The sequence below is a fragment of the Leucobacter sp. BZR 635 genome (assembly GCF_048061935.2).
Classification (GTDB): Bacteria; Actinomycetota; Actinomycetes; order Actinomycetales; family Microbacteriaceae; genus Leucobacter.
This window is the reverse complement of sequence record NZ_JBLUNZ020000007.1, coordinates 39636-59441: the sequence shown is the minus strand read 5'-3', so window position 1 is coordinate 59441 and position 19806 is coordinate 39636. Positions and strand designations below refer to the sequence as shown.

The 19806-nt window shown below is 66.5% G+C and carries 21 protein-coding genes and 1 tRNA gene; 11 read left to right on the top strand and 11 right to left on the bottom strand.

Translation table 11 applies throughout. The features are described 5' to 3' along the window. Window positions 1-52 precede the first annotated feature (52 nt). From pepN to ACI1US_RS01465, 3 genes are read left to right on the top strand one after another with little or no spacing between them, the layout of a single operon-like run. Window positions 53-2638, top strand: coding sequence for an aminopeptidase N (pepN, locus tag ACI1US_RS01475; RefSeq protein WP_416549701.1), 2586 nt, complete (start codon window positions 53-55; stop codon window positions 2636-2638). Next, window positions 2638-3564, top strand: coding sequence for a mechanosensitive ion channel family protein (locus ACI1US_RS01470; protein ID WP_416549702.1), 927 nt, complete (start codon window positions 2638-2640; stop codon window positions 3562-3564). The genes pepN and ACI1US_RS01470 overlap by 1 nt, the downstream gene beginning before the upstream one ends. Further along, window positions 3561-4025, top strand: coding sequence for a globin (locus tag ACI1US_RS01465; protein ID WP_416549703.1), 465 nt, complete (start codon window positions 3561-3563; stop codon window positions 4023-4025). The genes ACI1US_RS01470 and ACI1US_RS01465 overlap by 4 nt, the downstream gene beginning before the upstream one ends. A gap of 22 nt (window positions 4026-4047) precedes the next feature. Here ACI1US_RS01465 and ACI1US_RS01460 read toward each other — a convergent pair whose 3' ends face one another. Beyond that, window positions 4048-4335 carry a hypothetical protein gene (locus tag ACI1US_RS01460; RefSeq protein ID WP_461637575.1) on the bottom strand — a complete coding sequence of 96 codons (288 nt, stop codon included), beginning with the start codon at window positions 4333-4335 and terminating at the stop codon, window positions 4048-4050. 227 nt (window positions 4336-4562) lie between these two features. Further along, window positions 4563-5354: a hypothetical protein gene (locus tag ACI1US_RS01455; RefSeq protein WP_461637573.1), complete on the bottom strand. Its 792-nt coding sequence runs from the start codon at window positions 5352-5354 to the stop codon at window positions 4563-4565. Between the two features lie 137 nt (window positions 5355-5491). Between ACI1US_RS01455 and ACI1US_RS01450 the strand changes: the two genes are divergently transcribed. Beyond that, a tRNA-Arg gene (locus ACI1US_RS01450) sits at window positions 5492-5564 on the top strand. Window positions 5565-5750: 186 nt separating this feature from the next. On the opposite strand, the gene ACI1US_RS01445 is transcribed toward ACI1US_RS01450, so the two are convergent. From ACI1US_RS01445 to ACI1US_RS01420, 6 genes are all read right to left on the bottom strand, one after another. Continuing rightward, entirely contained in the window at window positions 5751-6152 is a 402-nt protein-coding gene (locus ACI1US_RS01445) for an arsenate reductase ArsC (RefSeq protein WP_461637571.1), read from the bottom strand. A 15-nt stretch (window positions 6153-6167) separates the two neighbouring features. After that, window positions 6168-7229: a metalloregulator ArsR/SmtB family transcription factor gene (locus ACI1US_RS01440; protein ID WP_461637569.1), complete on the bottom strand. Its 1062-nt coding sequence runs from the start codon at window positions 7227-7229 to the stop codon at window positions 6168-6170. Next, a complete protein-coding gene (arsB, locus tag ACI1US_RS01435; protein ID WP_461637636.1) occupies window positions 7226-8278 on the bottom strand; it encodes an ACR3 family arsenite efflux transporter in 1053 nt (350 codons plus the stop codon). The genes ACI1US_RS01440 and arsB overlap by 4 nt, the downstream gene beginning before the upstream one ends. Window positions 8279-8618: 340 nt before the next feature. Further along, window positions 8619-8933: a DMT family transporter gene (locus ACI1US_RS01430; protein ID WP_461637567.1), complete on the bottom strand. Its 315-nt coding sequence runs from the start codon at window positions 8931-8933 to the stop codon at window positions 8619-8621. Continuing rightward, complete coding sequence (locus ACI1US_RS01425; protein ID WP_461637565.1) at window positions 8930-9301, bottom strand: DMT family transporter; 372 nt, start codon at window positions 9299-9301, stop codon at window positions 8930-8932. The genes ACI1US_RS01430 and ACI1US_RS01425 overlap by 4 nt, the downstream gene beginning before the upstream one ends. Continuing rightward, window positions 9298-9855: a TetR/AcrR family transcriptional regulator gene (locus tag ACI1US_RS01420; protein WP_461637563.1), complete on the bottom strand. Its 558-nt coding sequence runs from the start codon at window positions 9853-9855 to the stop codon at window positions 9298-9300. Before ACI1US_RS01420 ends, ACI1US_RS01425 begins: the two co-directional genes overlap by 4 nt. Window positions 9856-9936: 81 nt before the next feature. On the opposite strand from ACI1US_RS01420, the gene ACI1US_RS01415 reads away from it, so the two are divergent. Genes ACI1US_RS01415 through ACI1US_RS01405 form a run of 3 tightly spaced genes read left to right on the top strand, consistent with a single transcriptional unit; the run spans window position 9937 to window position 11648 of the window. After that, window positions 9937-10476 (top strand): ArsR/SmtB family transcription factor, encoded by a 540-nt coding sequence (locus ACI1US_RS01415; protein WP_461637561.1) that lies wholly within the window; start codon window positions 9937-9939, stop codon window positions 10474-10476. After that, on the top strand, window positions 10473-11366 hold the full coding sequence (locus tag ACI1US_RS01410; RefSeq protein WP_461637559.1) for a M23 family metallopeptidase: 894 nt from the start codon (window positions 10473-10475) through the stop codon (window positions 11364-11366). Before ACI1US_RS01415 ends, ACI1US_RS01410 begins: the two co-directional genes overlap by 4 nt. A 54-nt stretch (window positions 11367-11420) precedes the next feature. Next, on the top strand, window positions 11421-11648 hold the full coding sequence (locus tag ACI1US_RS01405) for an addiction module protein (protein WP_461637634.1): 228 nt from the start codon (window positions 11421-11423) through the stop codon (window positions 11646-11648). A 398-nt stretch (window positions 11649-12046) separates the two neighbouring features. Here ACI1US_RS01405 and ACI1US_RS01400 read toward each other — a convergent pair whose 3' ends face one another. Beyond that, complete coding sequence (locus tag ACI1US_RS01400) at window positions 12047-13357, bottom strand: methyltransferase (RefSeq protein WP_461637557.1); 1311 nt, start codon at window positions 13355-13357, stop codon at window positions 12047-12049. Window positions 13358-13451: 94 nt separating this feature from the next. On the opposite strand from ACI1US_RS01400, the gene ACI1US_RS01395 reads away from it, so the two are divergent. From ACI1US_RS01395 to ACI1US_RS01380, 4 genes are all read left to right on the top strand, one after another. Continuing rightward, window positions 13452-13955 (top strand): peroxiredoxin, encoded by a 504-nt coding sequence (locus ACI1US_RS01395; protein WP_461637555.1) that lies wholly within the window; start codon window positions 13452-13454, stop codon window positions 13953-13955. A 157-nt stretch (window positions 13956-14112) separates the two neighbouring features. Further along, entirely contained in the window at window positions 14113-14616 is a 504-nt protein-coding gene (locus tag ACI1US_RS01390) for a GNAT family N-acetyltransferase (RefSeq protein WP_461637553.1), read from the top strand. 179 nt (window positions 14617-14795) lie between these two features. Continuing rightward, window positions 14796-16613: a putative Ig domain-containing protein gene (locus tag ACI1US_RS01385; RefSeq protein WP_461637551.1), complete on the top strand. Its 1818-nt coding sequence runs from the start codon at window positions 14796-14798 to the stop codon at window positions 16611-16613. A 109-nt stretch (window positions 16614-16722) separates the two neighbouring features. After that, window positions 16723-17790 (top strand): alcohol dehydrogenase catalytic domain-containing protein, encoded by a 1068-nt coding sequence (locus ACI1US_RS01380; protein ID WP_461637549.1) that lies wholly within the window; start codon window positions 16723-16725, stop codon window positions 17788-17790. Window positions 17791-17869: 79 nt separating this feature from the next. Here ACI1US_RS01380 and ACI1US_RS01375 read toward each other — a convergent pair whose 3' ends face one another. Further along, window positions 17870-18958 (bottom strand): Zn-dependent alcohol dehydrogenase, encoded by a 1089-nt coding sequence (locus tag ACI1US_RS01375; protein ID WP_461637547.1) that lies wholly within the window; start codon window positions 18956-18958, stop codon window positions 17870-17872. 78 nt (window positions 18959-19036) lie between these two features. Then, window positions 19037-19804: a gamma-glutamyl-gamma-aminobutyrate hydrolase family protein gene (locus ACI1US_RS01370; RefSeq protein ID WP_461637546.1), complete on the bottom strand. Its 768-nt coding sequence runs from the start codon at window positions 19802-19804 to the stop codon at window positions 19037-19039. Between the last annotated feature and the right edge of the window lie 2 nt (window positions 19805-19806).

The following is a 19806-nucleotide window of genomic DNA, read 5'->3' as shown; positions in this document are numbered from 1 at the left end:
GGGCATAGGCTTATCCCATTACCGATTGTTGCCACCTCTCACAAGGAGTACCGTGCCAGGAACTAACCTCACCCGCGTCGAAGCCCAGGAGCGGGCAAGCATCGTCACGAGCCACAGCTATGAGATCGCTTTGGATCTCACCACAGGCCCGGAGACCTTTGCCGCCGACACGACCGTCCGCTTCGACGCCACCGCCGGCGCCTCGACATTCATCGACGTCATTGCCGACTCGGTCGAGTCGATCGAGCTCAACGGTGCCGCACTGAACCCGGCTGAGCTGTTCGCGGACTCACGGATCCAGATCCCCGGCCTCGCCGCAGAAAACACCCTCCGTATCCGCTCGACGATGCGCTACATGAACACGGGCGAGGGCCTGCACCGCTTCGAGGATCCCGCCGACGGCGAGGTCTACCTCTACTCGCAGTTCGAGGTGCCCGACTCGCGCCGCATGTTCCCCGTGTTCGAACAGCCCGACCTCAAGGCGACGTTCCAGTTCACAATCACCGCCCCCGCGCGCTGGAAGGTCATCTCGAACCAGCCCACCCCCGAGCCCACCCCGGCCGGCACGAAGACCGCAGCCCAGGGACCCGACTGGGTCGAGCAGGACATCGCAACGTGGACCTTCGGCAAGACGCCGATCATGTCGAGCTACATCACCGCCCTCATCGCCGGTCCCTACCATGAGGTCCGCAGCGAGCTCACCAGCACCGACGGCCGCGTGATCCCCCTCGGCGTCTTCTGCCGCGAGTCGCTCGCGCCGCACCTCGACGCCGACTACATCTTTGACAAGACCCGCGAGGGCTTCGCCTTCTTCGAGTCCGAGTTCAACTACCCGTACCCCTTCGACAAGTACGACCAGCTCTTCGTCCCCGAGTACAACATGGGCGCGATGGAGAACATCGGCGCGGTCACCTTCACCGAGGCCTACGTCTTCCGCAGCCAGGTCACCGACGCGATGCGCGAGCGCCGCGTCGTCACGATCCTGCACGAGCTCGCGCACATGTGGTTCGGTGACCTCGTCACGATGCGCTGGTGGAACGATCTGTGGCTCAACGAGTCGTTCGCCGAGTACATGTCGGTACTCGCAACCGCCGAGGCGACCGAGTGGACCGGCAGCTGGACGACCTTCGTCGGCAGCGAGAAGTCGTGGGCGTACCGGCAGGATCAGCTCCCGTCGACGCACCCGATCGTCGCAGAGATCCGCGACCTCGAAGACGTGCTCGTCAACTTCGACGGCATCACGTACGCGAAGGGCGCGTCAGTGCTCAAGCAGCTCGTCGCCTGGGTGGGCCGCGAGCCCTTCATGGCCGGCGTGCACGATTACTTCACGAAGCACGAGTACACGAACACCGAGCTGCCGGACCTCATGGTCGAGCTTGAGGCGCGCAGCGGCCGCGACCTGAGCGACTGGACGAAGAAGTGGCTCGAGACCGCGGGCGTCAACACGCTCCGGCCCGAGTTCACGCTCGACGAGGCTGGCAACTACGCGTCGTTCGCCATCCAGCAGACCGCAATCGCCGAGTACCCGACGATCCGCCCGCACCGCATCGCGGTCGGCCTGTACGAAGAGCAGGACGGTGGGCTCGTGCGCACGCAGCGCCTCGAGCTCGACGTTGACGGCGCTTCGACCGAGGTCGCTGAGCTCGTTGGTGTGCAGCAGCCCGCGCTGCTCATTCTCAACGATGAGGATCTCACGTACGCAAAGATCCGCTTCGACGAGCGCTCGCTCGCAACCGTGAGCGAGAAGCTCGGCTCGATCGAGGATTCGCTCGCCCGCTCGCTCGTCTGGGGATCGCTCTGGGATGCGACCCGCGACGGCGAGTTCCCGGCGAGCCGCTTCGTCGACATCGTGCTCGCGCACGTGGCCGGCGAGACGAACTCGACCGTGCTGCGCACCGTGATCCAGCAGGTCATGCTCTCGGCGTCAAGCTACGTCGCACCCGCGAAGCGCGAGGCGACGCTCGAGAAGGCTGCCGACGCGCTCTGGGAGCTCGCAGTCGCAGCTGAGGCGGGGTCGGACAACCAGTTCCAGTTCGTGAAGGCGTTCGCTGGCCTCGCCGGCACCGACACGCAGCTTGACCAGGTGGCCGCGCTGCTCGAGGAGCGCATGCAGCTCACCGGGCTCGCGATCGACACCGACCTCCGCTGGGAGCTCCTCACCTCGCTCGCCGCGGGTGGCCGCGCGACAGGTGCCGAGATCGACGCCGCGCTCGAGAACGATCGCACCGCAAACGGCAACCAGTCGGCAGCGCACGCACGCGCCGCGCTTCCGACCGCCGATGACAAGGCGGCAGCCTGGGCCTCGGTCTGGGACGACGCCAGCAAGCCGAACGCGATCGTGCGTGCGACCGGGCTCGGGTTTCTCCGCGCGCAGGATCGCTCGCTGCTCGTGCCCTACGTGGATCGCTTCTTCGCTGAACTCATGCCGGTCTGGGAGTCACGCAGCTACGCGATCGCAGAGGAGCTCATCGACGGCTTCTACGCGTCGCCGCTCGCGAACGAGGAGCTCCGCGCAGCAACCGCTGCGTGGCTCGACGCGAACGCTGACGCACCCGCGGCGCTGCGTCGCATGATCGTCGAGCACCTCGCCGGTGTCGAGCGCGCCCTCGTGGCGCAGGCGGCTGACGCGAGCGTCTAATGTTTCACCTGGGTACCACCACGGAGGAGGTCACGGAGGCCGTCAGTTCGGCCTTCGTTGACTTCCTCCTGGCGTGGGAAAAACCGCTGTGGATCGTCGGCATCATCGTCGCGGCGATTGTCGCGAACTGGCTGCTGCTCAAGCTGCTTAATCGGACGGTCACCCAGATCGTCCGGGGTGTGAAACGCTCGCAGAACGTCGATACGACGAGCGAGATGCGTGCGGCACCGTACATTCACGCGCGCGCCGTGCAGCGCACCCGCACCCTCGGTTCGGTGGGTCGCGCGATCGTGACGTGGACGGTCGCGGTGGTCGCGATCTTCCTGATCCTCAGCATCCTCGAGGTGAATCTCGGCGCGGTGCTTACCTCCGCCGGTATTGTCGCCGCGGGCCTCGCGTTCGGTGCGCAGAACATAGTGAAGGATGTCTTGAACGGCATCTTCATGGTGTTCGAGGATCAACTCGGCGTCGGCGACCTCGTGACGGTGGATCAGATCACCGGCACCGTCGAGAACGTCGGAATCCGCGTCACCCAGGTGCGCGCGCTCGACGGCACGCTGTGGTTTATTCGCAACGGCGAGATCCTCACCCTCGGCAACTCGTCGCAGGGCTGGGGCCGCGCGCTCGTCGACTTCACGGTCGACGCGAATCAGGATCTCACCCACGTTTCCGAGATCGCACTCGACGCGGCCAGGAGCCTACTCACCACCGACAACCTCGCCCGAAAGGTCACCGGGGAACCGGAGCTGCTCGGTCTCGAGAGCGTGTTCGGTGACCGCGCAACGCTCCGACTCGCTATTCGCACACGGCCCGAGGCACAATGGGAGGTGCAGCGGGGCATTCGAGCCGAGCTGCGCAAGCGGTTCACCGAGGAAGGCATCCGCCTCTCCGACGAGCTCCCCCGCCTGCCCAAGGGAGAAGTATGAGCGACGATCAGCGACCAGACCAGCCCGGCAGCAGCGCACCGGCACCGCGCCTCACGCTTCGCAGCGGCGAGGCCGGTCACGCAGTGACCGATACCGTGTGGTCGCAGGTCGGCGGCACCGAGACGTTTGAGAAGATCGCAGTCGCGTTCTACCGGGGCGTGCGCGAGGACGAGGTGCTCGCACCCATGTACCCGCAGGACGACTGGGAGGGCGCGACCTGGCGCATCCGGGCGTTCCTCGAGCAGTACTGGGGCGGCCCGTCGGCCTACCAGGAAGAGCGCGGGCATCCCCGGCTGCGCATGCGCCACAACGCGTTCCCGGTGACGCCCGATGCGAAAGAGCGCTGGCTGAAGCACATGCACGCCGCCCTCGACGAGGTCGAGCTGCCGCCGATGCACGACGCCGCGTTCCGCGACTACATCGAGCGCGCAGCGCTCGCGCTCGTCAACCGCTTCGAGTAGGCCTGCTCGGAGCGGTCCGGCCCTACTCTGACGCGCTCCGCGTGAGGGCGGTAATCGGGAGCGACTCGGCGAGATCGCACTCCGTCACGCGGTCAGCGTCCTCATGCCAGACAGTCGAAACAAGCGTGAGGCCGTCGCCGGCGAGCGAGGTTTCGTCGTGGAGTTCAACCTCAACAGTCAGGCCCTCGGCCGTGTCGCCGGTCCAGTCAACCCATTCGATATACGGCAGGAGTCCGGTCGGGGTGAGAATGCGCGTGCCTTCACCGGCATGACGCAGCTCGACGACTGTGATGAGGTTCGAATCGACCACTGAATTCCTTGCTTTGGTTTTTTGCTTGGGTGCTGTGCTTGGGCACGCGCAGTGGTGTTTCGGTCGTGCTTCCGCGCGGTGCCCGGCGGCAGGTGCTGCCTGCTTGTGCCAGTCAGCATAACTCAGGGCGGCTGCAAGAAACGGCGGAGCTGGGAGGCGGTGTTTTGGTATTCGGATGCCAACATCGCCGCGCGCCAGGAGTTGCCAGCGCGCAGGTCTTCTCAGACTTATTCTCCGGAAAGCTTGCTGGACTCCTCGACAGCCGTGATGGCAACAAGACCGTCCTCGAGCTCGTCGCGCCTTGCAGGGTTCAGTCGATAGAACTCGAGCACCGCAACCACGATCGCCGGATCGGATCCCAGGTGGTGCGCGTCGACCTCAACTGCGGGCCCCGCGCGCGTCTCCAGCACAAACCTGGGCCCGCTTACGCCGACCAGCACGGCGCGCGCAAGGTCGCTCCACGCGATGTCGACACGCGCCCCTCCGCGAATCCCCGCGAGGCCGTTCGGCCCGACGCTCAGGCCAAGCGGGATCCTCATCGACCGCGCGACGACAAAGAGCGAGCCCAGCGACACCGCCACCAACACGGCAGGGAGCGCAGCCATGAGCCGCGACGAGCTCGGCTGGGTTGGCAAATCCAACATGCGCACCATGAGCCATGAGAGCAGCGGCAGCAGCATCGCGAGCGGCACTGCGACCAGCCCCGCTCGGTGCGCACGCGGGGGCACAAACCGAAGCCCGCCCGCCGCGGCAACTCGGATCACGCCGGGCCGCAGGCCACGCACGCGAGAGAACAGCGCAAGGATCAGCACGAGCATCATGACGCCGAGACTTGCCATGAACAGCCGGAACCCGAGACGATCGTCGACCACCGCGATGGTGAAGGCAATGGCGGGGACGATAGAGAGGCTCAGGAGCATCACCGACGGCTTGCGCGCGCCGGGCAGAATCGCCCGCCCGCCCGTTGGGATACTCGGCCGGAGCAGCACCTGGCCGGGCCTGGGTTCGCGTCGCTTCACAGTGTTGCGCTACCTCGTTTACCATTGTGCAGCCGCTGGGAAGCGGCGCGTCGGAGCTCTCCGCAGTTGAGGGATCGCCGCACCACAGTAACAGGTGCCACGCGAGGACGCTCAACCGTAGTACCCTCGATATGTTCGCCTCCTTAGCTCAGCGGATAGAGCAACAGCCTTCTAATCTGTCGGTCGCTGGTTCGAGTCCAGCAGGGGGCACAGGACAGGCGAAGGCCCAGCCTGCGACACGGAAACACGTCGCGCAGGCTGGGCCTTCACCGTGACGGCCTCTCGTTGCCGTTGCTGCGGCGCGATCTTGCCGCCCGGGGGATCAACTGAGGATCAGGCCAGGATCAGCCGAGCGCCAGACACGGCGCAGCCGAGGATCCAGCATCCCGGCATCGCTCACCCGAGCTCCGCTACCAGCTGCACGATGCGACCCTTGATCTCGTCGCGAATCAGGCGTACGGCGGCCAGATCCTGGCCCGCAGGATCTTCGAGCTGCCAGTCCTCGTAGCGAGTGCCTGGGAAGAACGGGCACGCGTCGCCGCACCCCATCGTGATCACCACATCCGATGCTTGCACGGCGTCGGCAGTGAGCACCTTCGGCACCTCGGAAGTGATGTCGATGCCTTCCTCGCGCATCGCAGCGACCGCGGTGGGGTTGATGCGTTCCGCCGGTATCGAGCCAGCCGAACGCACCTCAATGCGGTCACCAGCGAGGTGTCTGAGGTAGCCCGCCGCCATTTGCGAACGACCGGCGTTATGCACGCAGACGAACAGCACGGTCGGAGTGTGTCGAGTCATGATCCAGATTCCTTCTTACTGCGTGAGAGATTCGAACAGCACGCGCACCCGCGCAGCAATGTCGTCACGGATCGCCGCGACGCCGGCCTCGGAGGCGAGGGCGGGATCGCCCACCGGCCAGTCCTCGTAGCGCACTCCCGGGAGGATCGGACAGACATCTCCGCACCCCATCGTGACGACAACGTCCGCGGCTCGCACCGCGTCATCGGTGAGAGGCTTGGGGAACGCGGCAGCTGCTTCCGCCGCGGCCCCCATCTCCGCGAGCAAGGTGCGAACCGCGGGCTGCACCTCCCCCGCGGGCGCAGACCCTGCCGACCGGGCGATCACCCGCCCACCTGAGATCTCGGTGAGGAGCGCCGCGGCGAGCTGGGAACGACCCGCGTTGGCGGCGCAGACAAACAGCACCTGCGGCACGGCGGACGCGCGATCGCGCGACATATCTGCGAGACGCTGCCGCGCGAAACGCTCAGTGAGCGGCACCAGGTGCGCAGTCGGTTGTGCGCTGCGGACGAGTGCGGTGAAGGACTCACGAACGGTCGACATCACTCGCTCGCGGTCGATCCAGGTGAACTCGTTCGCGAGATCGTCAGCAAGCCGCGTCACGCGCGGATCCATGAAAACGAGCGCTTCACGCCGCTCGGCATCGCACGCCGCCGCTCCCGAGAGCGCCGCTGGCGCGAACAACTCGAGCAGCGCCGTGACCGCCCGCCGCCGTTCGGGGACGAGGCGATACCAGACCCAGGTTCCCCGGCGCTCGGACTCGAGAACTCCCGCCTCCTTCATCACCCTGAGATGGTGCGAGACCGTCGGCTGCGCGACATCCGCGAGGGCGGCGAGATCGCAGACGCACGACTCCCCGCGCGGGTCTGCGGCGATGGCCGACAGCATCCGCAGCCGGAGCGGCTCGGCGAGCGCCTTGAGCACGCCGGCCACGGCCGTCGCGGCCTCAGCGCCGATTGCGTGCGCCGCGCTCGGCGTGCACGGTTCGGAGTCTCGCGGCACGGCGGCGAGCGGCGCGGCAACGCGCGGCACGGCAACGCGCGGCCCGGCGGCGACCTGCGCGGCAGGCTCGGTCATTTCTTGCTCGATTCAACCGCGTACGGATCGACGTTAAACCAGCTTCTCGCGAGCCTGAGCGAGACATAGACGAGACCCACAAGCACCGGAACCTCAATGAGCGGCCCCACCACACCGGCGAGCGCCTGCCCCGAACTCACCCCGAACGTGCCAATCGCAACAGCGATTGCAAGCTCAAAGTTGTTTCCTGCGGCAGTGAAAGCGAGCGAGCTAGTGCGGGCATACCCGAGCCCAATGCTCTTCCCGACGAACATGCCCACGAACCACATGATTGCGAAGTACGCGAGCAGCGGTACCGCGATCCGTGCGACGTCGAGCGGCCTCGATGTAATTGCCTCGCCCTGGAATGCAAACAGCAGCACGATCGTAGAGAGCAGACCGTAGAGCGCCCACGGTCCGATCCGCGGAAGAAACCGCTCTTCGTACCAAGCTCGGCCGCAGCGCTTCTCCCCGATCCACCGCGAGGCGAAACCAGCGAGCAGCGGGACCCCGAGGAACACGATCACGTTGAGTGCGATCTGCCAGACAGAGACGTCGAGCCCGTCGGTGTCAAGGCCGAGCCAGCCCGGCAACACCGTGAGATAGAACCAGCCGAGCACCGAGAACATCACGACCTGAAACACCGAGTTCACGGCGATGAGCACGGCGGTCGCGTCGCCGTCAGCGCACGCGAGATCGCTCCAGATCACGACCATCGCGATGCACCTGGCGAGGCCAACGATTATCACCCCGGTGCGGTACTCCGGAAGATCTGCCAGGAAGATCCAGGCGAGCGCAAACATGAGCGCCGGCCCAACCACCCAGTTGAGCACGAGCGACGAGACGAGGAGTTTCCTGTCGCCGGTGACGGCGGCGACGCGGTCGAAGCGCACCTTTGCAAGCACCGGGTACATCATCACGAGGAGCCCCAGGGCGATGGGCACTGAGATCCCACCGACTTCGAGGGTGGTGAGGAGTTCAGAAAGCCCAGGGACGAATCGGCCGAGCAGGAGTCCGGCGAGCATCGCCAGGCCGATCCACACGGCCAGCCACCTGTCGAGGACCGACATTTGGGCAGGGGCTACGCGCGCGACGCCCGTGGCAGTGGCGCTCACTCGGCGACCGCCGCGTTGTGGTGGCCGACGCTGCGGCGCCCTCCCGCTGCCGCGCACGCAGGCTTCGTCTTTACGGAGTCGAACAGCAGTAACTGAGCCTCATGAATTGCCACGCCTCTATATTGACAAACTTCGATTCAAGTAGCAATGACCGCCCCGCCACCACACCCCGACGCCGCTCAAACGATATGTTCGCGGCGAAAGGACATCGCTTCCACCGCAGAAAAGGGCACACCTCGCTGAAGACATATCACCTGAGGGCTGGTGGGGTGCGTTGGGGTGGGGTGGGCGGCAGCTATCCCAGTTCCACCAGCACCACGCCGGCGATGATGAGTACGATGCCGAGGATCATGCGTCGAGTGAGCGGATCCTTCCACACAACGCGCGCGAAGACAGCGATAAGCGCGATCCCGACCGCTGTCCAGATCCCGTAGGCGACCGCGACAGGCATTCCCGCGGCGAGCGCGAGCCCGAGGAACGTGAATGCGAGGCCGTAGCCGGCAACCACGGGAATCAACCAAAGCTTCTTGCGGAAGCCGTTAGAGGCGCGCAGGCTCAGCGTCGCGGCAACCTCCGAGAGGATCGAGAAGACGAGCCAGAGCGCGCTCATGCGGTCGCCTCCGGACTGTCAGAATCCGAACCAGCACCAGCACCAGCCGCCGGGCGCGAACCGGTCTCGACGATGAAGACGCCGGCGATGATGACGACGATGCCGATGATGGCCTGCGTACTCAGCGCCTCACCGAACACGAGCGCCCCCAAAAGCGCGACGAGCGCGACTCCGACGGCGCCCCAGATGCCGTAGGCGACGCCGATCGGCATGCCGGTACGCAGCGCGAGCCCCAGCAGCCCGAACGCGACGATGTACCCGACCACGGTCACGGCGACCCAGGCAGGCTGATCCACCATCGCGCGCAGCGACAGCGTGCCGATCACCTCGGCAACGATTGCCCCCGACAGCAGGATCCACCCCCTCATCGCACTCCCCCGCGCTCTGCGACGGCGATGAGCTCGAGCGCGTGCGCCCGCACGGGCGCCAGATCATCGACGCGCATGACGCCGGAGGCTTCGGACATCCACGCACCGTCTGCGCAGAACCTCGCGGCGGCGAGCGCGCCACGGGCCGCGGCCGGCGCGTCTTCGAGCGAGAACCACGGGCCGAGCCATGCCTGCCACGGGCCGGCGAGCACGGGATGGTAGAGCGCGTCGGAGAAGATCCAGTAGTCGGCGCGTGAAACATCCTCGGTCGTGGCGACCTCGACGTAGGCCCGGTGCCGCTCGAACGGGCTGAGCTCGGCTGGCCCCGCGCCCGCCTGGGCGACGAGCAGCTCGTGCCAGTGTTCGGCCGCGAAGTCGACGAGGCCGACCATGAGGGCTTCTTTGTTCGGAAAGTAGTACATGAGTCCCGGCTTCGTGAGTCCGGCGCGCTTCGCGACGGACTCGAGGGAGAGCGTCACGCCCTCGACCCGCGCGTTCTCGCTCACGAGTTCTTTCGCGGATTCCATGATTCTGGTGGGTGTATCTGCTGTCACGGCACCTACTTTACCAACCGGAAGGTAAAGACGAGCACACTGAGGCTTGTGCGTTAAAACGTATTAACGTACTATCAAAACATGAGCGATCAAGAGACCACCCTCAGGGAAGAGCTCAGCGAGCTCCGCGGACGCGTCAGCGCGCTCGAAGCTGCAGCAGAGCGCAGCGCCACGCTCCCCGCACCGGAGCCCCTCCAAGACCACGACACCTTCTGGGCGCTCAACGAGCTCCAGTCACGTCTGCACGACCACCCCAGCACCGTCGATGGCGTCGTGATGACCGTCGGCTCGCTGACACTCCCCGACGGCGCTCCCGTGGCCTGGCAGGAGGGTCTCGCCACCGCCGCGATGCTTGAGACCGACTGGTCGGATCAGGCAGCAGCGTTTGCCGCGCTCGGCCATCCCGTGCGGCTGGAGCTGCTGCGCCATATCCTCTCCGGAGTGCACGCGACCGCCGAACTCGCACAGATCGCCTCCCTCGGCACGACCGGGCAGCTCCACCACCACCTGCGGCAGCTCGTTGCTACCGGCTGGGTGCGGCAGAGCGGGCGCGGCAGCTACGAGATCCCGGCAGCGCGCGTGGTGCCGCTCCTCACGAGCGTGATGAGTGCGCAGCGATGAGGGCCACTCTTCACGCGCTGTACCGGGCGCGCGGCCTGATGTTTTATTCGGCCGCCGTGATCCTCATCGCGAATGTCGTCGTGCTGCAGTTCCCGCTCCCCACCGCGCTGCGCACGGTATGGCCAATCATTGTGCTTGCGGCCATGGCCTCGCTATTGGGCGCAGTGCTGCTCGCATACCTTGCGCCGAGGCGGCTCTTTGCGAATACAGCAGCTCCGCCGACGCGGGTGGTCCGCTCTCCCGTCGCCGGGCGCTGGCTCGGCATGAACAGCCCCGCGACGAAGGTTCCGAGTCACGGCACGCGCGCCTACGGTCAGGCCTACGCCATCGACCTCGTCGCAGAGCCGCAGGAAGGCGTCAGGCCGTCGTTCGGCGACACCGCCATGCGCGCCGCCGAAGCGTATCCCGCGTTCGGCCAGCCCGTACTCGCGATGGTCGACGGCACAGTCGTGCGCGCCTCAGGGTGGCAGCGAGACCACAGGGCCAGATCAAGCCTTCTCGGCCTGCTCTACCTCGGCGCTGAAGGCCTGGTCCGCCAAGTCGGCGGGCCCGGATTCATTGTCGGCAACCACGTCACGATCCGCAGCGATGACGGCACGTATGCCGCGGTCGGACACCTGCGGCGCGGGTCCGTGGCGGTGCGCGTCGGCGACAGAGTCACCGCCGGCACGACGATCGGCGAATGCGGAAACTCGGGCAACAGCAGCGAGCCGCACGTCCACGCCCAGCTCATGGATCGCGCCTCGTTCTGGACGGCCGAGGGCCTCCCGATGGCGTTCGCAGGCATCACGATTGGGGAGGACCCGACGCAGGTCACTGCGCTGCCGGCAGACGGGGAGCACATGCACGTGGCGGCGGGGGCGCGTGAACCAAGGACCCGCAGCCGCTGAACAGCTCACAGGAAGTCCACCAGCACTCACGGCTGAAGACCACCCAAGGCCGAGATATTCGGCGCACCTCTGCCGCATGTCACCAGCACTGCTGCTCTCAGCCGAGAGGGACGTGCCCTCGGCGCGGATCAGCACGCGGCTGTCGCCAACGCACTGCTCGAGAGTCTCCACGATATCCCTGAGCCGCGGGAAGCCCGAGACGCTTGGACAGCAGTAGCAGTTCGGCGTCTCGATGAAGTTCGCAGCGGTGAGGTTGGGCTGGTTGATGCCGACGAACACTAGACGATTCTGCGTGCGTCGTTGACGCCATGACCCTTGTTCAACGCGAACACCTTGCAGCTGTCGAGGGATTCGACGAGCAGGTGCGTTGGCATGAGTCATAACAGGCAGGGCGGGGACTTCGGCTCATTGATCGGGCGGAGGATACCCGCAGCGCTATGGCGTATTGGCCGCATGCCGCTCCGGCGCTCGCCTAGCTCGAAGACAGCACGATCATTTCAAGCAAGGCCTTTGGGGCTTCCCACTTCGTATCGTGTACAGCTTCGTATCGTATGCAGCGTTGAACGCGATGGAATTGTCACCCTGGCATATGCACACGACCACCCCCGCCCCGGCTACTGGATGAGCCGCCTCGCCCGCTCATCACTGGCGGCAAGAATCGGCGAATCTTTGTTGCCGCGTTACCCAGCCACCCGCAGTCGCCACAGCGACGTCACCTCGCGCGAGCGTGCGGCGTGGAGCAGGTCGTCGGTGTTGCGAGCGCGGCGGTGCGTCGGCACGGTGTCTAGCCGATCCACGATCTCGAGCCCGGCGGCCGCGATCGCTTCGAGCAGCATCTCGCGCGTGCGCAGCCCGAGCAGCTCGGCGAGGTCCGACAGGACGAGCCAGCCCTCTCCCCCATCGCTCAGGTGCGCGGGGAGGCCCGCGAGGAACTGCAGCAGCATCTGGCTGCTCGGGTCGTAGACCGCGGCGTCGAGCGTGCTCGCCGCGCTCCCCGGCAGCCAGGGCGGGTTGCAGACGATGAGCGGCGCTCGCCCATCGGGGAACATGCTGCCGAGCTGTGCGGTCGCGACGCCGGTGATCTCGAGCCGCGCGAAGTTGTCTTGCGCGCAGTCGACCGCGCGCTGGTGGATGTCGGTGCCGATGACGCGTTCGACGCCGCGCTTCGCGAGCACCGCCGACAGGACCCCAGTGCCGACGCCAATGTCGAACGCGAGCTCGCGGCTGGGGAGCGGCGCCCGAGCGACGAGGTCGACGTATTCGTGGCGGGTCGGCAAGAAGGTGCCGTAGTGGGGGTGGATCTTCGCCCCGAGGCTCGGCACGTCGACACCGTTCAGGAACCACTGGTGCGCGCTGAGCACCCCGGTAAGTTCCTGCAGGCTCACGGCGGCGAGCGCAGCTCCGAAGCCTAGTCGGCTCGCGTAGGCGAACTCAATCGCCTCGGCGACGCGCGGTGCGCGCGGGAGCGGGAGGATCGCGCTGTGCTGTATGGACCCCGAACCGTCGGCGGGTGCACCGAACTCGACAGGCACCAGCACGAGGGAAAGCATCCGGGATCGCTGGGCGCGGGCCTGCCGGAGCCGGTAGAACTCTTCCGCCGGGGACTCAGGGGCGCGGGCGGCTGACGTCTTCGCAGCACTGCTACCTGTGCCAGCTTTGCTGCCCTTGCCAGCTCTGCTGCCCTTGCCGCCTTTGCCGCCCTTCGCGAGCCGGCGATCGATCGCGCTGAGCAGCTGCTTGGCGTTGTGGAAGTCGCCGCGCCAGAGCATCGCGGTTCCCTGTGCGGCGTAGCGCACCGCCTGGTCTGCGGTGAGGCGGTCATCGACGACCGTCACGCGCTTGGGTGCGGGCCGGTCGTTGGCGGTGAGCCAGGCAGCGGTCGCCTCGCGCCCGCCTTCGGTCCAGGCTATTTCCGCGCTGTCAGTCGCGTGATGAGCGATAGAGCATCCACCTCGTTCGGTACGGTTTCGCCCCGCTTCGGCCGCGCGCACGGGGCCACAGTGGCATGACTGTACAGATCTTACCAAGGAGCCATCAGCGGCACCCACGCTGCGGCGCTGCTGGGCGCGAGTGTTACGCTCAGCTATGCCCGAGTATCCGCTGGTTCCCGGCACGCGCCTCCCGTCGACCGCGGGCGGAACGGTTGATCTCAGCTCTGAGCTCGGCATGAGCGTCGTGTTCGTCTACCCGCGCACGAGCCCTCCCGGCGGCCCGTCGATGGCATGGCAGGCGCTGCCAGGTGCTCGCGGCTGCACCGCAGAGTCGTGCGGCTTTCGCGACCTCGCACACGATTTCGCGAGGCTCGGCGCGCGAATCTTCGGTGTGTCGACGCAGGATCCGCAGTACCAGTTGGAGGCAAGCACGCGCCTGCATCTGAGTTACCCGCTCCTGTCCGATGCACGCCTCGAGCTCGCTGGGCCGCTTCGGCTTGAAACGTTCGGGTTTGAGGGCCTACAGCTGTACCGTCGAGCGACGCTGCTCGTCGAGAACGGCACCCTCGTACATCGGTTCGGTGAGATCCCCGACCCCGCAGCGCACCCGCAGGATGTGCTGACGTGGCTGGAGCGCAACGCCCCGAGGAAGTCCTGACCGCTCACGGCAGACACCGGCCGCGAGCAGCGGGCGCTGGCCAGTCACGACGAGCTCTGGCGGCCGCGAGCCGAGTGCTCTCGGGCTCCGCGAGCCGGGGGCCCAGGGCCGCTCCTTCACTCTTCCCCGGCCCGTGACAACCTGCTACGTTCAGATCATGGCAATGGTGCATGGTTCTCAGGGCTCCGCTGATCGTGTGATCGCGCGGCGCTTTGCACGCGCGGACTGGGAGTGGGTGCAGCGCTGGTTCGAGGACGAGACGCTCGACCGCGAACTCGGTCCGCTCGACTCCGACTGGCTCGACCACGTCCTCTCAGACTCGGAAGGCGTTCAGCTCGTCATCGAGGCAGCCCACCCGTCGACAGGACGGCCCGCCCCCATCGCGCTCGTGGGCGTCGTATGGGGAGGTGACGGCACGGGGCATGCGATTACCGACCTGGCGATTGATCCCGCCCGCCGCGGGTACGGGCTTGGCCGCGCCGCGATCGATGCGACGATCGCGTGGCCAGAGCACCCGCAAACAGATTGCTGGATCGCGTTCGTGGATCAGGAAAACACTGGCGCTCGCTCGTTCTTCGCCGCAATCGGCTGGACCGATGAAGGGCTTGACGGAGAGGCCGAGGAGGCCATGTACCGCTTCACCACCCAGCGCCGCGGCTAGCTCGCAGGGGTTCCCCAACGAACCCCGGCTCTGGTGGGGCGAGGCGGCCCGCGCACTCCGCCACCGGAATCTCCTTGCGGGCGGATCGCAACCGGATATACATTGTAAAAAAGAACAGTCATGGATCAATTCGCGATGAAGTTTCAGTTCGCGGGCTTTCGTGATAGCTCGGGGGAGCTATGAAAATTCAGACCAGCACGGCTCGACGCGGAGCACTGCACGCGCTCGCGGCCGCCACGATCGTCGCCTTCACCATGGGGATCGCGAGCCCCGCGCTTGCGGGAGAACCCGGCTACCTCGGACAAGATGGGCAGCAGCTGATCATTCCCGATGAAGTGATGACTGTTACCGGGGCTGGCCCGCAGGGACAGCTCGAACCCGGCACTGGAGGCTCGTTCTACAGTGCGACGTGGAGCGGAAGCGGGACAAACGACACCTTGATCTACCGGTATTTCGAAGACGGCACTGCGGCCACCTCGTGGAACACCAACGACGCAGTCGGGGTCATCGGCAAGGTCTACTCGATCTCCACTGACGCGGCGGGGAATGTCTTCTCGCTCCATCGCACCGGCCGACTGCCAGACCCCGTGAGCATCGCCCGGTGGACACCAGAGGGTTCGCTGGTTGGCATAGTGACTCCGGTCATCCCCGGCGTAACCGACGGCGCGAGCAACGGCCTTGCGGTCTCTGCCGACGGCACCACCGCGTACCTCCGGGTCGATGCGGCTTCGCCTTCGACACAGAACGGCATCTGGCGTGTAGACCTTGCGAGCGGCGCAGTCTCGCCCCTTTCGCTGGGCCTCGCGGCCACTGGAAACTCCGAGCAGACGCCTTGGATGCAGGTCGACCACGACACCGGCGCAATCGCCTTTGCCGCGGACACCAACCAGGTCGGAGTGATTGCAGACCCCGCTGGCGCCCCTGAAACGGTCACCACATATGACGTCAGCGGCACGATCCGCGGCATCGATATGACCGAGTTCACCGAGGGGACGATCTACGTCACGCCCGGCACCTCAATCGTGGCGATCGATGCGGCAACCAAAGCCCAAACCACTGTCGTGAACTTCGGGCAAATCGGCTTCTTCAACACGTACGCATCGCGCTGGGGCACCGACGGCCGGCTCTACATTTCTGGGTTCAGCCCGTGGGGCGTGCTGCCGGTAGATTTCATGCAGCTGAAGTCTTCGGAAATCACGTACCCCGAGGGCACCATCACCACAAATCTCTGTGCTCCCTCCCCCGTGGACCTTGCTCCTGAGTTCACCGGAAATCCGCTGCCCACCTGGGTGACGATCTCAGAAGGGGCGCTCCCCGCGGGCGTGTCACTCGACTCCGACACGGGCGCAGTCACAGGTACTCCCACGGAGGCGGGATCAGTGACCCTTCAAGCCAAAAACGGTGTGTCGCGGGCAGGGAGCTCAGCCCCCGACACGTTCGGTCTCACCTTCGCGACGGTGTCTGAAGACGTCGCATTCACGTCAGCAACGAAACCGAAGATTTCAGGCACAGCGACCGTCGGCAAGACGCTCACCGCGTCGGTGTCCGCGTGGGATCCAGCGGCGACATTCAGCTACCAGTGGCAGCGCAACGGCACCCCGATCGCCGGGGCGACGGGAGCACAGTACTCACTCACCGAGGCCGACGCTGACGCACGGGTCACCGTGAGCGTCACCGGCGCTGCCGACTGCCGCATCACGGCGACGCTCGCAGCTGATGCGTTGCTCGTGAGCGAGGCCGAAAAGCCTGACCCGATCGATCCAGGCCCGACGCCCCCGGGCCCCACCGATCCGGGCCCGACTCCCCCGACCTCCGACCCGAAGCCTGTTGATCCGAAGCCCGCGGGGCCCGGTCACGAAGGCGACCTCGCCGCGTCTGGCGCGTCCAGCGCAATCGCCGCGGCAGGTGCGCTCGCGGCAGCGGCGCTCGGCGCTGGCGTGATGCTGCTCCTCGACCGCCGGTCACGGCGACAGTTCATGGCGAGGTCGGAGGGCTGATCATTCGGGTTTCTCCGTAGCGTCCAGCCTATCGAGCGGGCCTGTGCAGCCGCAGATTCTGTCGCCGTAGGCTGGACGTGTCCACAAGACACGTTCACAGGAGGAACAGATGAGAGCAGCACGCTACTACGGCAAGAATGAGGTTCGCATCGAGGAGATCGAGGAGCCCACGACCCGTCCGGGCACCGTGAAGATCGCCCCGGCATTCAACGGTATCTGCGGAAGTGATCTGCACCTCTACCACGACGGCCCCATGGCCCCCGGCCCCACCGACGCTGAGCCGCACCCGATCTCGGGTGAAACGCTCCCCGTCGTGTTCGGCCACGAGTTCTCGGGCGTTGTCGAAGAGGTCGGCGAGGGCGTGACCGGCGTTGCCGTCGGCGACAACGTCGCTGTCGAGCCGCTCATGGTGTGTGGCGTCTGCCACGCGTGCAAGGCGAACAAGTACAACCTGTGCGAGAAGATGGGCTTCATCGGCATCTCGGGCCTCGGTGGCGGACTCTCCGAGCACATCGTTGTCGAAGAGCGTTGGGTGCACAAGGTGGGCGCAATGCCGCTCGACCAGGCCGCCCTCATCGAGCCCCTCGCGGTGTCGCTGCACGCCGTGCGCCACGCGGGTGCTGACACGGCCGCCGGCAAGTTTGCTGTCGTCGGAGGTGCCGGCCCCATCGGGCTGCTCACCGCAGCCGTGCTCCGCGCGTACGGCCTGAAGACCATCGTCAGCGAGGTCTCACCAGAGCGCCGCGCGAAGGCACAGGAGACCGGCGTCGCCGATATCGTCGTGGATCCGTCAGCTGAGAACCTCGCCGATGTCGTCCGCGAGGCAACCGGCGGCGCAATGGCCGAGTTCGCGTTCGACGCCGCGGGCGTCGGCGTCGTGCTCGACCAGCTGTTCGAATCGCTCGGCGCTGGCGGCCGCCTCGAGGTCATCGCACTGCACCAGAAGCCGTACGAGATCAACCTCACCGCGCAGCTCACGATGCAGGATCGCGTACTCGGATCCGCGATCGGCTACGCGAACGACCACGAAGAGTCGATCCGCCTCGTCAACGAGGGCCTCGTCGATCTTGCCCCGTTCATCACGAGCAAGATCACCGTCGACAACATCGTGAAGGACGGCTACGAGAAGCTGCTGCACGACCGCAGCGAGGTCAAGATCCTCGTCTCGATGAACTAACGACGCGGCTCATGCGTCGAGCGGGCGCCAGCGTGGGGACTTCCTCACGCTGGCGCCCGCTCTCGTCACCGGCCTCGAACTAGCTGTCGAAGATGATGAGGTCTCGCAGCGCCTCGCCCTTGCGCATCGTGTCGAAGCCGCGGTTCACGTCTTCGAGCGCGATGCGTGAGCTCACCATGTCTTCAAGGTTGAGCCGCCCCTGCAGATACATCTCCACATACTTCGGCATCGCCAAGCGGAAGTTCTCGGTGCCCATGTACGAGCCCTGCAGCTTGCGGTCGTCGAGGAGCATGCGGCCCTGCACCGGGAAGGTCCGCCCGCCCGGCATCAGCCCGACGATCGTCGCCGTGCCGCCGACGCCCAGGCATTCGAACGCCGCGGTCGCGGTTGCGACTGCGCCGACAGCCTCGAGGCTGTGGTCGACGCCCCGCCCAATTGCATCGCGAATCTGATCTGCGAGGTTGCCGTTCGGGTCGGAGACCACCGCGTGGGTCGCCCCCAGCTTCATCGCCACTTCGATCTTGTCTGGGTTGAGGTCGACAGCGATGATCTCTGATGCGCCAGCGATCCTCGCGCCCTGAATCGCGCTCAGCCCGATGCCGCCGCAGCCCAGCACCGCCACCGATTGGCCCGGCCGCACCTGCGCCTTGTTGAACACCGCCCCCAGGCCAGTTGTCACGCCGCAGCCGATGAGCGCGGCGAGATCGAGCGGCATACGCTCGTCGATGCGAACGACCGCGCTCTCGTGCACGAGCAGCATCTCGGCGAAACTCGAGACGTTGAGGAACTGGTGCACCTCCGTGCCGTCGCGGTACAGCCTGGGTGGCTCGCCCGCCGCCCGCTGGCTCTTCGCGCTCTCGCACAGGTACGAGCGCCCGCCGAGGCAGCGATCGCAGGTTCCACAGAACGTGGCGAGGCAGGTGATGACGTGGTCGCCCGGCGCGAAGCCCTCGACGTCCGAGCCGACTTCTTCGACCACGCCGGCGGACTCGTGCCCGAGCGCCGAGGGCCGTGGAATCTCGAACACCCCGTCGAGGTGATGCAGGTCGCTGTGGCAGAGCCCCGCGGCCTTCGTGCGAATGAGCACCTCGTTCGGGCCAACGCGGCCAACCGAGATGTCTTGGATCTCTAGGTCGGTTCGCCCATCCTCAAGAATTGCAGCCTTCATGGTGATGTCTCCTCAGATTGTGAAGTGATTTGGTGACGGGACTCGCCCAGCGCGGGCTGCGAGCCGATTTGTCGCGTGCTAGCTGCGCTGCGCACGGCGCTCCTCGCAGAGCCGCACGAAGTGCTCGAACACGCCGGCGTGCTCCCGCATCTCCGGGTGCCACTGCACGCCGATGAGCCCGCGGGCAAGGTCCTCGACGCCCTCGACGGTTCCGTCTTCGGTCGTCGCGGTCACGGTGAGGCCCGCACCGAGCGTGTCAATCGCCTGGTGATGGAAAGTGGCGACATCGAGCTCCTCGCCGATCGCGCCGCGCAGCCAGCTCCTCGCAACCGTCTGCACGGCGTGCTCACCGAATGCCTGCGGAAACGGTTGATGCGCCCCGCTTCCGTCGACATGCGGCGGCAGGTGCTGAATAATCGTGCCGCCCAGCACGACGTTCAGCAGCTGATGCCCCCTGCAGATCCCGAACACGGGCACGCCTGCGGCGACCGCCGCGCGAACGAGGGCCAGCTCCCACGCGTCACGCTCGGGACTGAAAGGCCCCGCCTCCGGCACGGGGTCTTGGCCGTAGTGCTTCGGGTCCACGTCGGCACCGCCGGCGATGACCAGCCCGTCGAGCATCGCGACGATGCTCGCGGCCTCGAGGTCGAGGTCGTCTCCGATCACGCTCGGCACCGGCAACACCATGACCGTTGCGCCCGCGTGTTGCAGGTGCGTCGAATAGCCGGCTGCCAGCAGGTGCGCCTTGCCTGCCACCCACCGCCAGTTCGCCTGCTCGATGGGCGCGGGAATCCCGATGACAACCTTTGTCTCGCGGCCAGCTGCGGCCGGCGTCTGAACGGTCATTG

Excerpts from the sequence above, each read along its gene's own strand:
- ACI1US_RS01385 (WP_461637551.1), top strand. The coding sequence starts at position 14,796 with ATGAAAATTCAGACCAGCACGGCTCGACGCGGAGCACTGCACGCGCTC.
- ACI1US_RS01410 (WP_461637559.1), top strand. The coding sequence starts at position 10,473 with ATGAGGGCCACTCTTCACGCGCTGTACCGGGCGCGCGGCCTGATGTTT.
- ACI1US_RS01370 (WP_461637546.1), bottom strand. The coding sequence starts at position 19,804 with ATGACCGTTCAGACGCCGGCCGCAGCTGGCCGCGAGACAAAGGTTGTC.
- ACI1US_RS01375 (WP_461637547.1), bottom strand. The coding sequence starts at position 18,958 with ATGAAGGCTGCAATTCTTGAGGATGGGCGAACCGACCTAGAGATCCAA.
- ACI1US_RS01395 (WP_461637555.1), top strand. The coding sequence starts at position 13,452 with ATGCCCGAGTATCCGCTGGTTCCCGGCACGCGCCTCCCGTCGACCGCG.
- ACI1US_RS01440 (WP_461637569.1), bottom strand. The coding sequence starts at position 7,229 with ATGACCGAGCCTGCCGCGCAGGTCGCCGCCGGGCCGCGCGTTGCCGTG.
- ACI1US_RS01465 (WP_416549703.1), top strand. The coding sequence starts at position 3,561 with ATGAGCGACGATCAGCGACCAGACCAGCCCGGCAGCAGCGCACCGGCA.
- ACI1US_RS01430 (WP_461637567.1), bottom strand. The coding sequence starts at position 8,933 with ATGAGCGCGCTCTGGCTCGTCTTCTCGATCCTCTCGGAGGTTGCCGCG.
- ACI1US_RS01380 (WP_461637549.1), top strand. The coding sequence starts at position 16,723 with ATGAGAGCAGCACGCTACTACGGCAAGAATGAGGTTCGCATCGAGGAG.
- ACI1US_RS01415 (WP_461637561.1), top strand. The coding sequence starts at position 9,937 with ATGAGCGATCAAGAGACCACCCTCAGGGAAGAGCTCAGCGAGCTCCGC.
- ACI1US_RS01445 (WP_461637571.1), bottom strand. The coding sequence starts at position 6,152 with ATGACTCGACACACTCCGACCGTGCTGTTCGTCTGCGTGCATAACGCC.
- ACI1US_RS01390 (WP_461637553.1), top strand. The coding sequence starts at position 14,113 with ATGGCAATGGTGCATGGTTCTCAGGGCTCCGCTGATCGTGTGATCGCG.
- ACI1US_RS01425 (WP_461637565.1), bottom strand. The coding sequence starts at position 9,301 with ATGAGGGGGTGGATCCTGCTGTCGGGGGCAATCGTTGCCGAGGTGATC.
- ACI1US_RS01470 (WP_416549702.1), top strand. The coding sequence starts at position 2,638 with ATGTTTCACCTGGGTACCACCACGGAGGAGGTCACGGAGGCCGTCAGT.
- arsB (WP_461637636.1), bottom strand. The coding sequence starts at position 8,278 with ATGTCGGTCCTCGACAGGTGGCTGGCCGTGTGGATCGGCCTGGCGATG.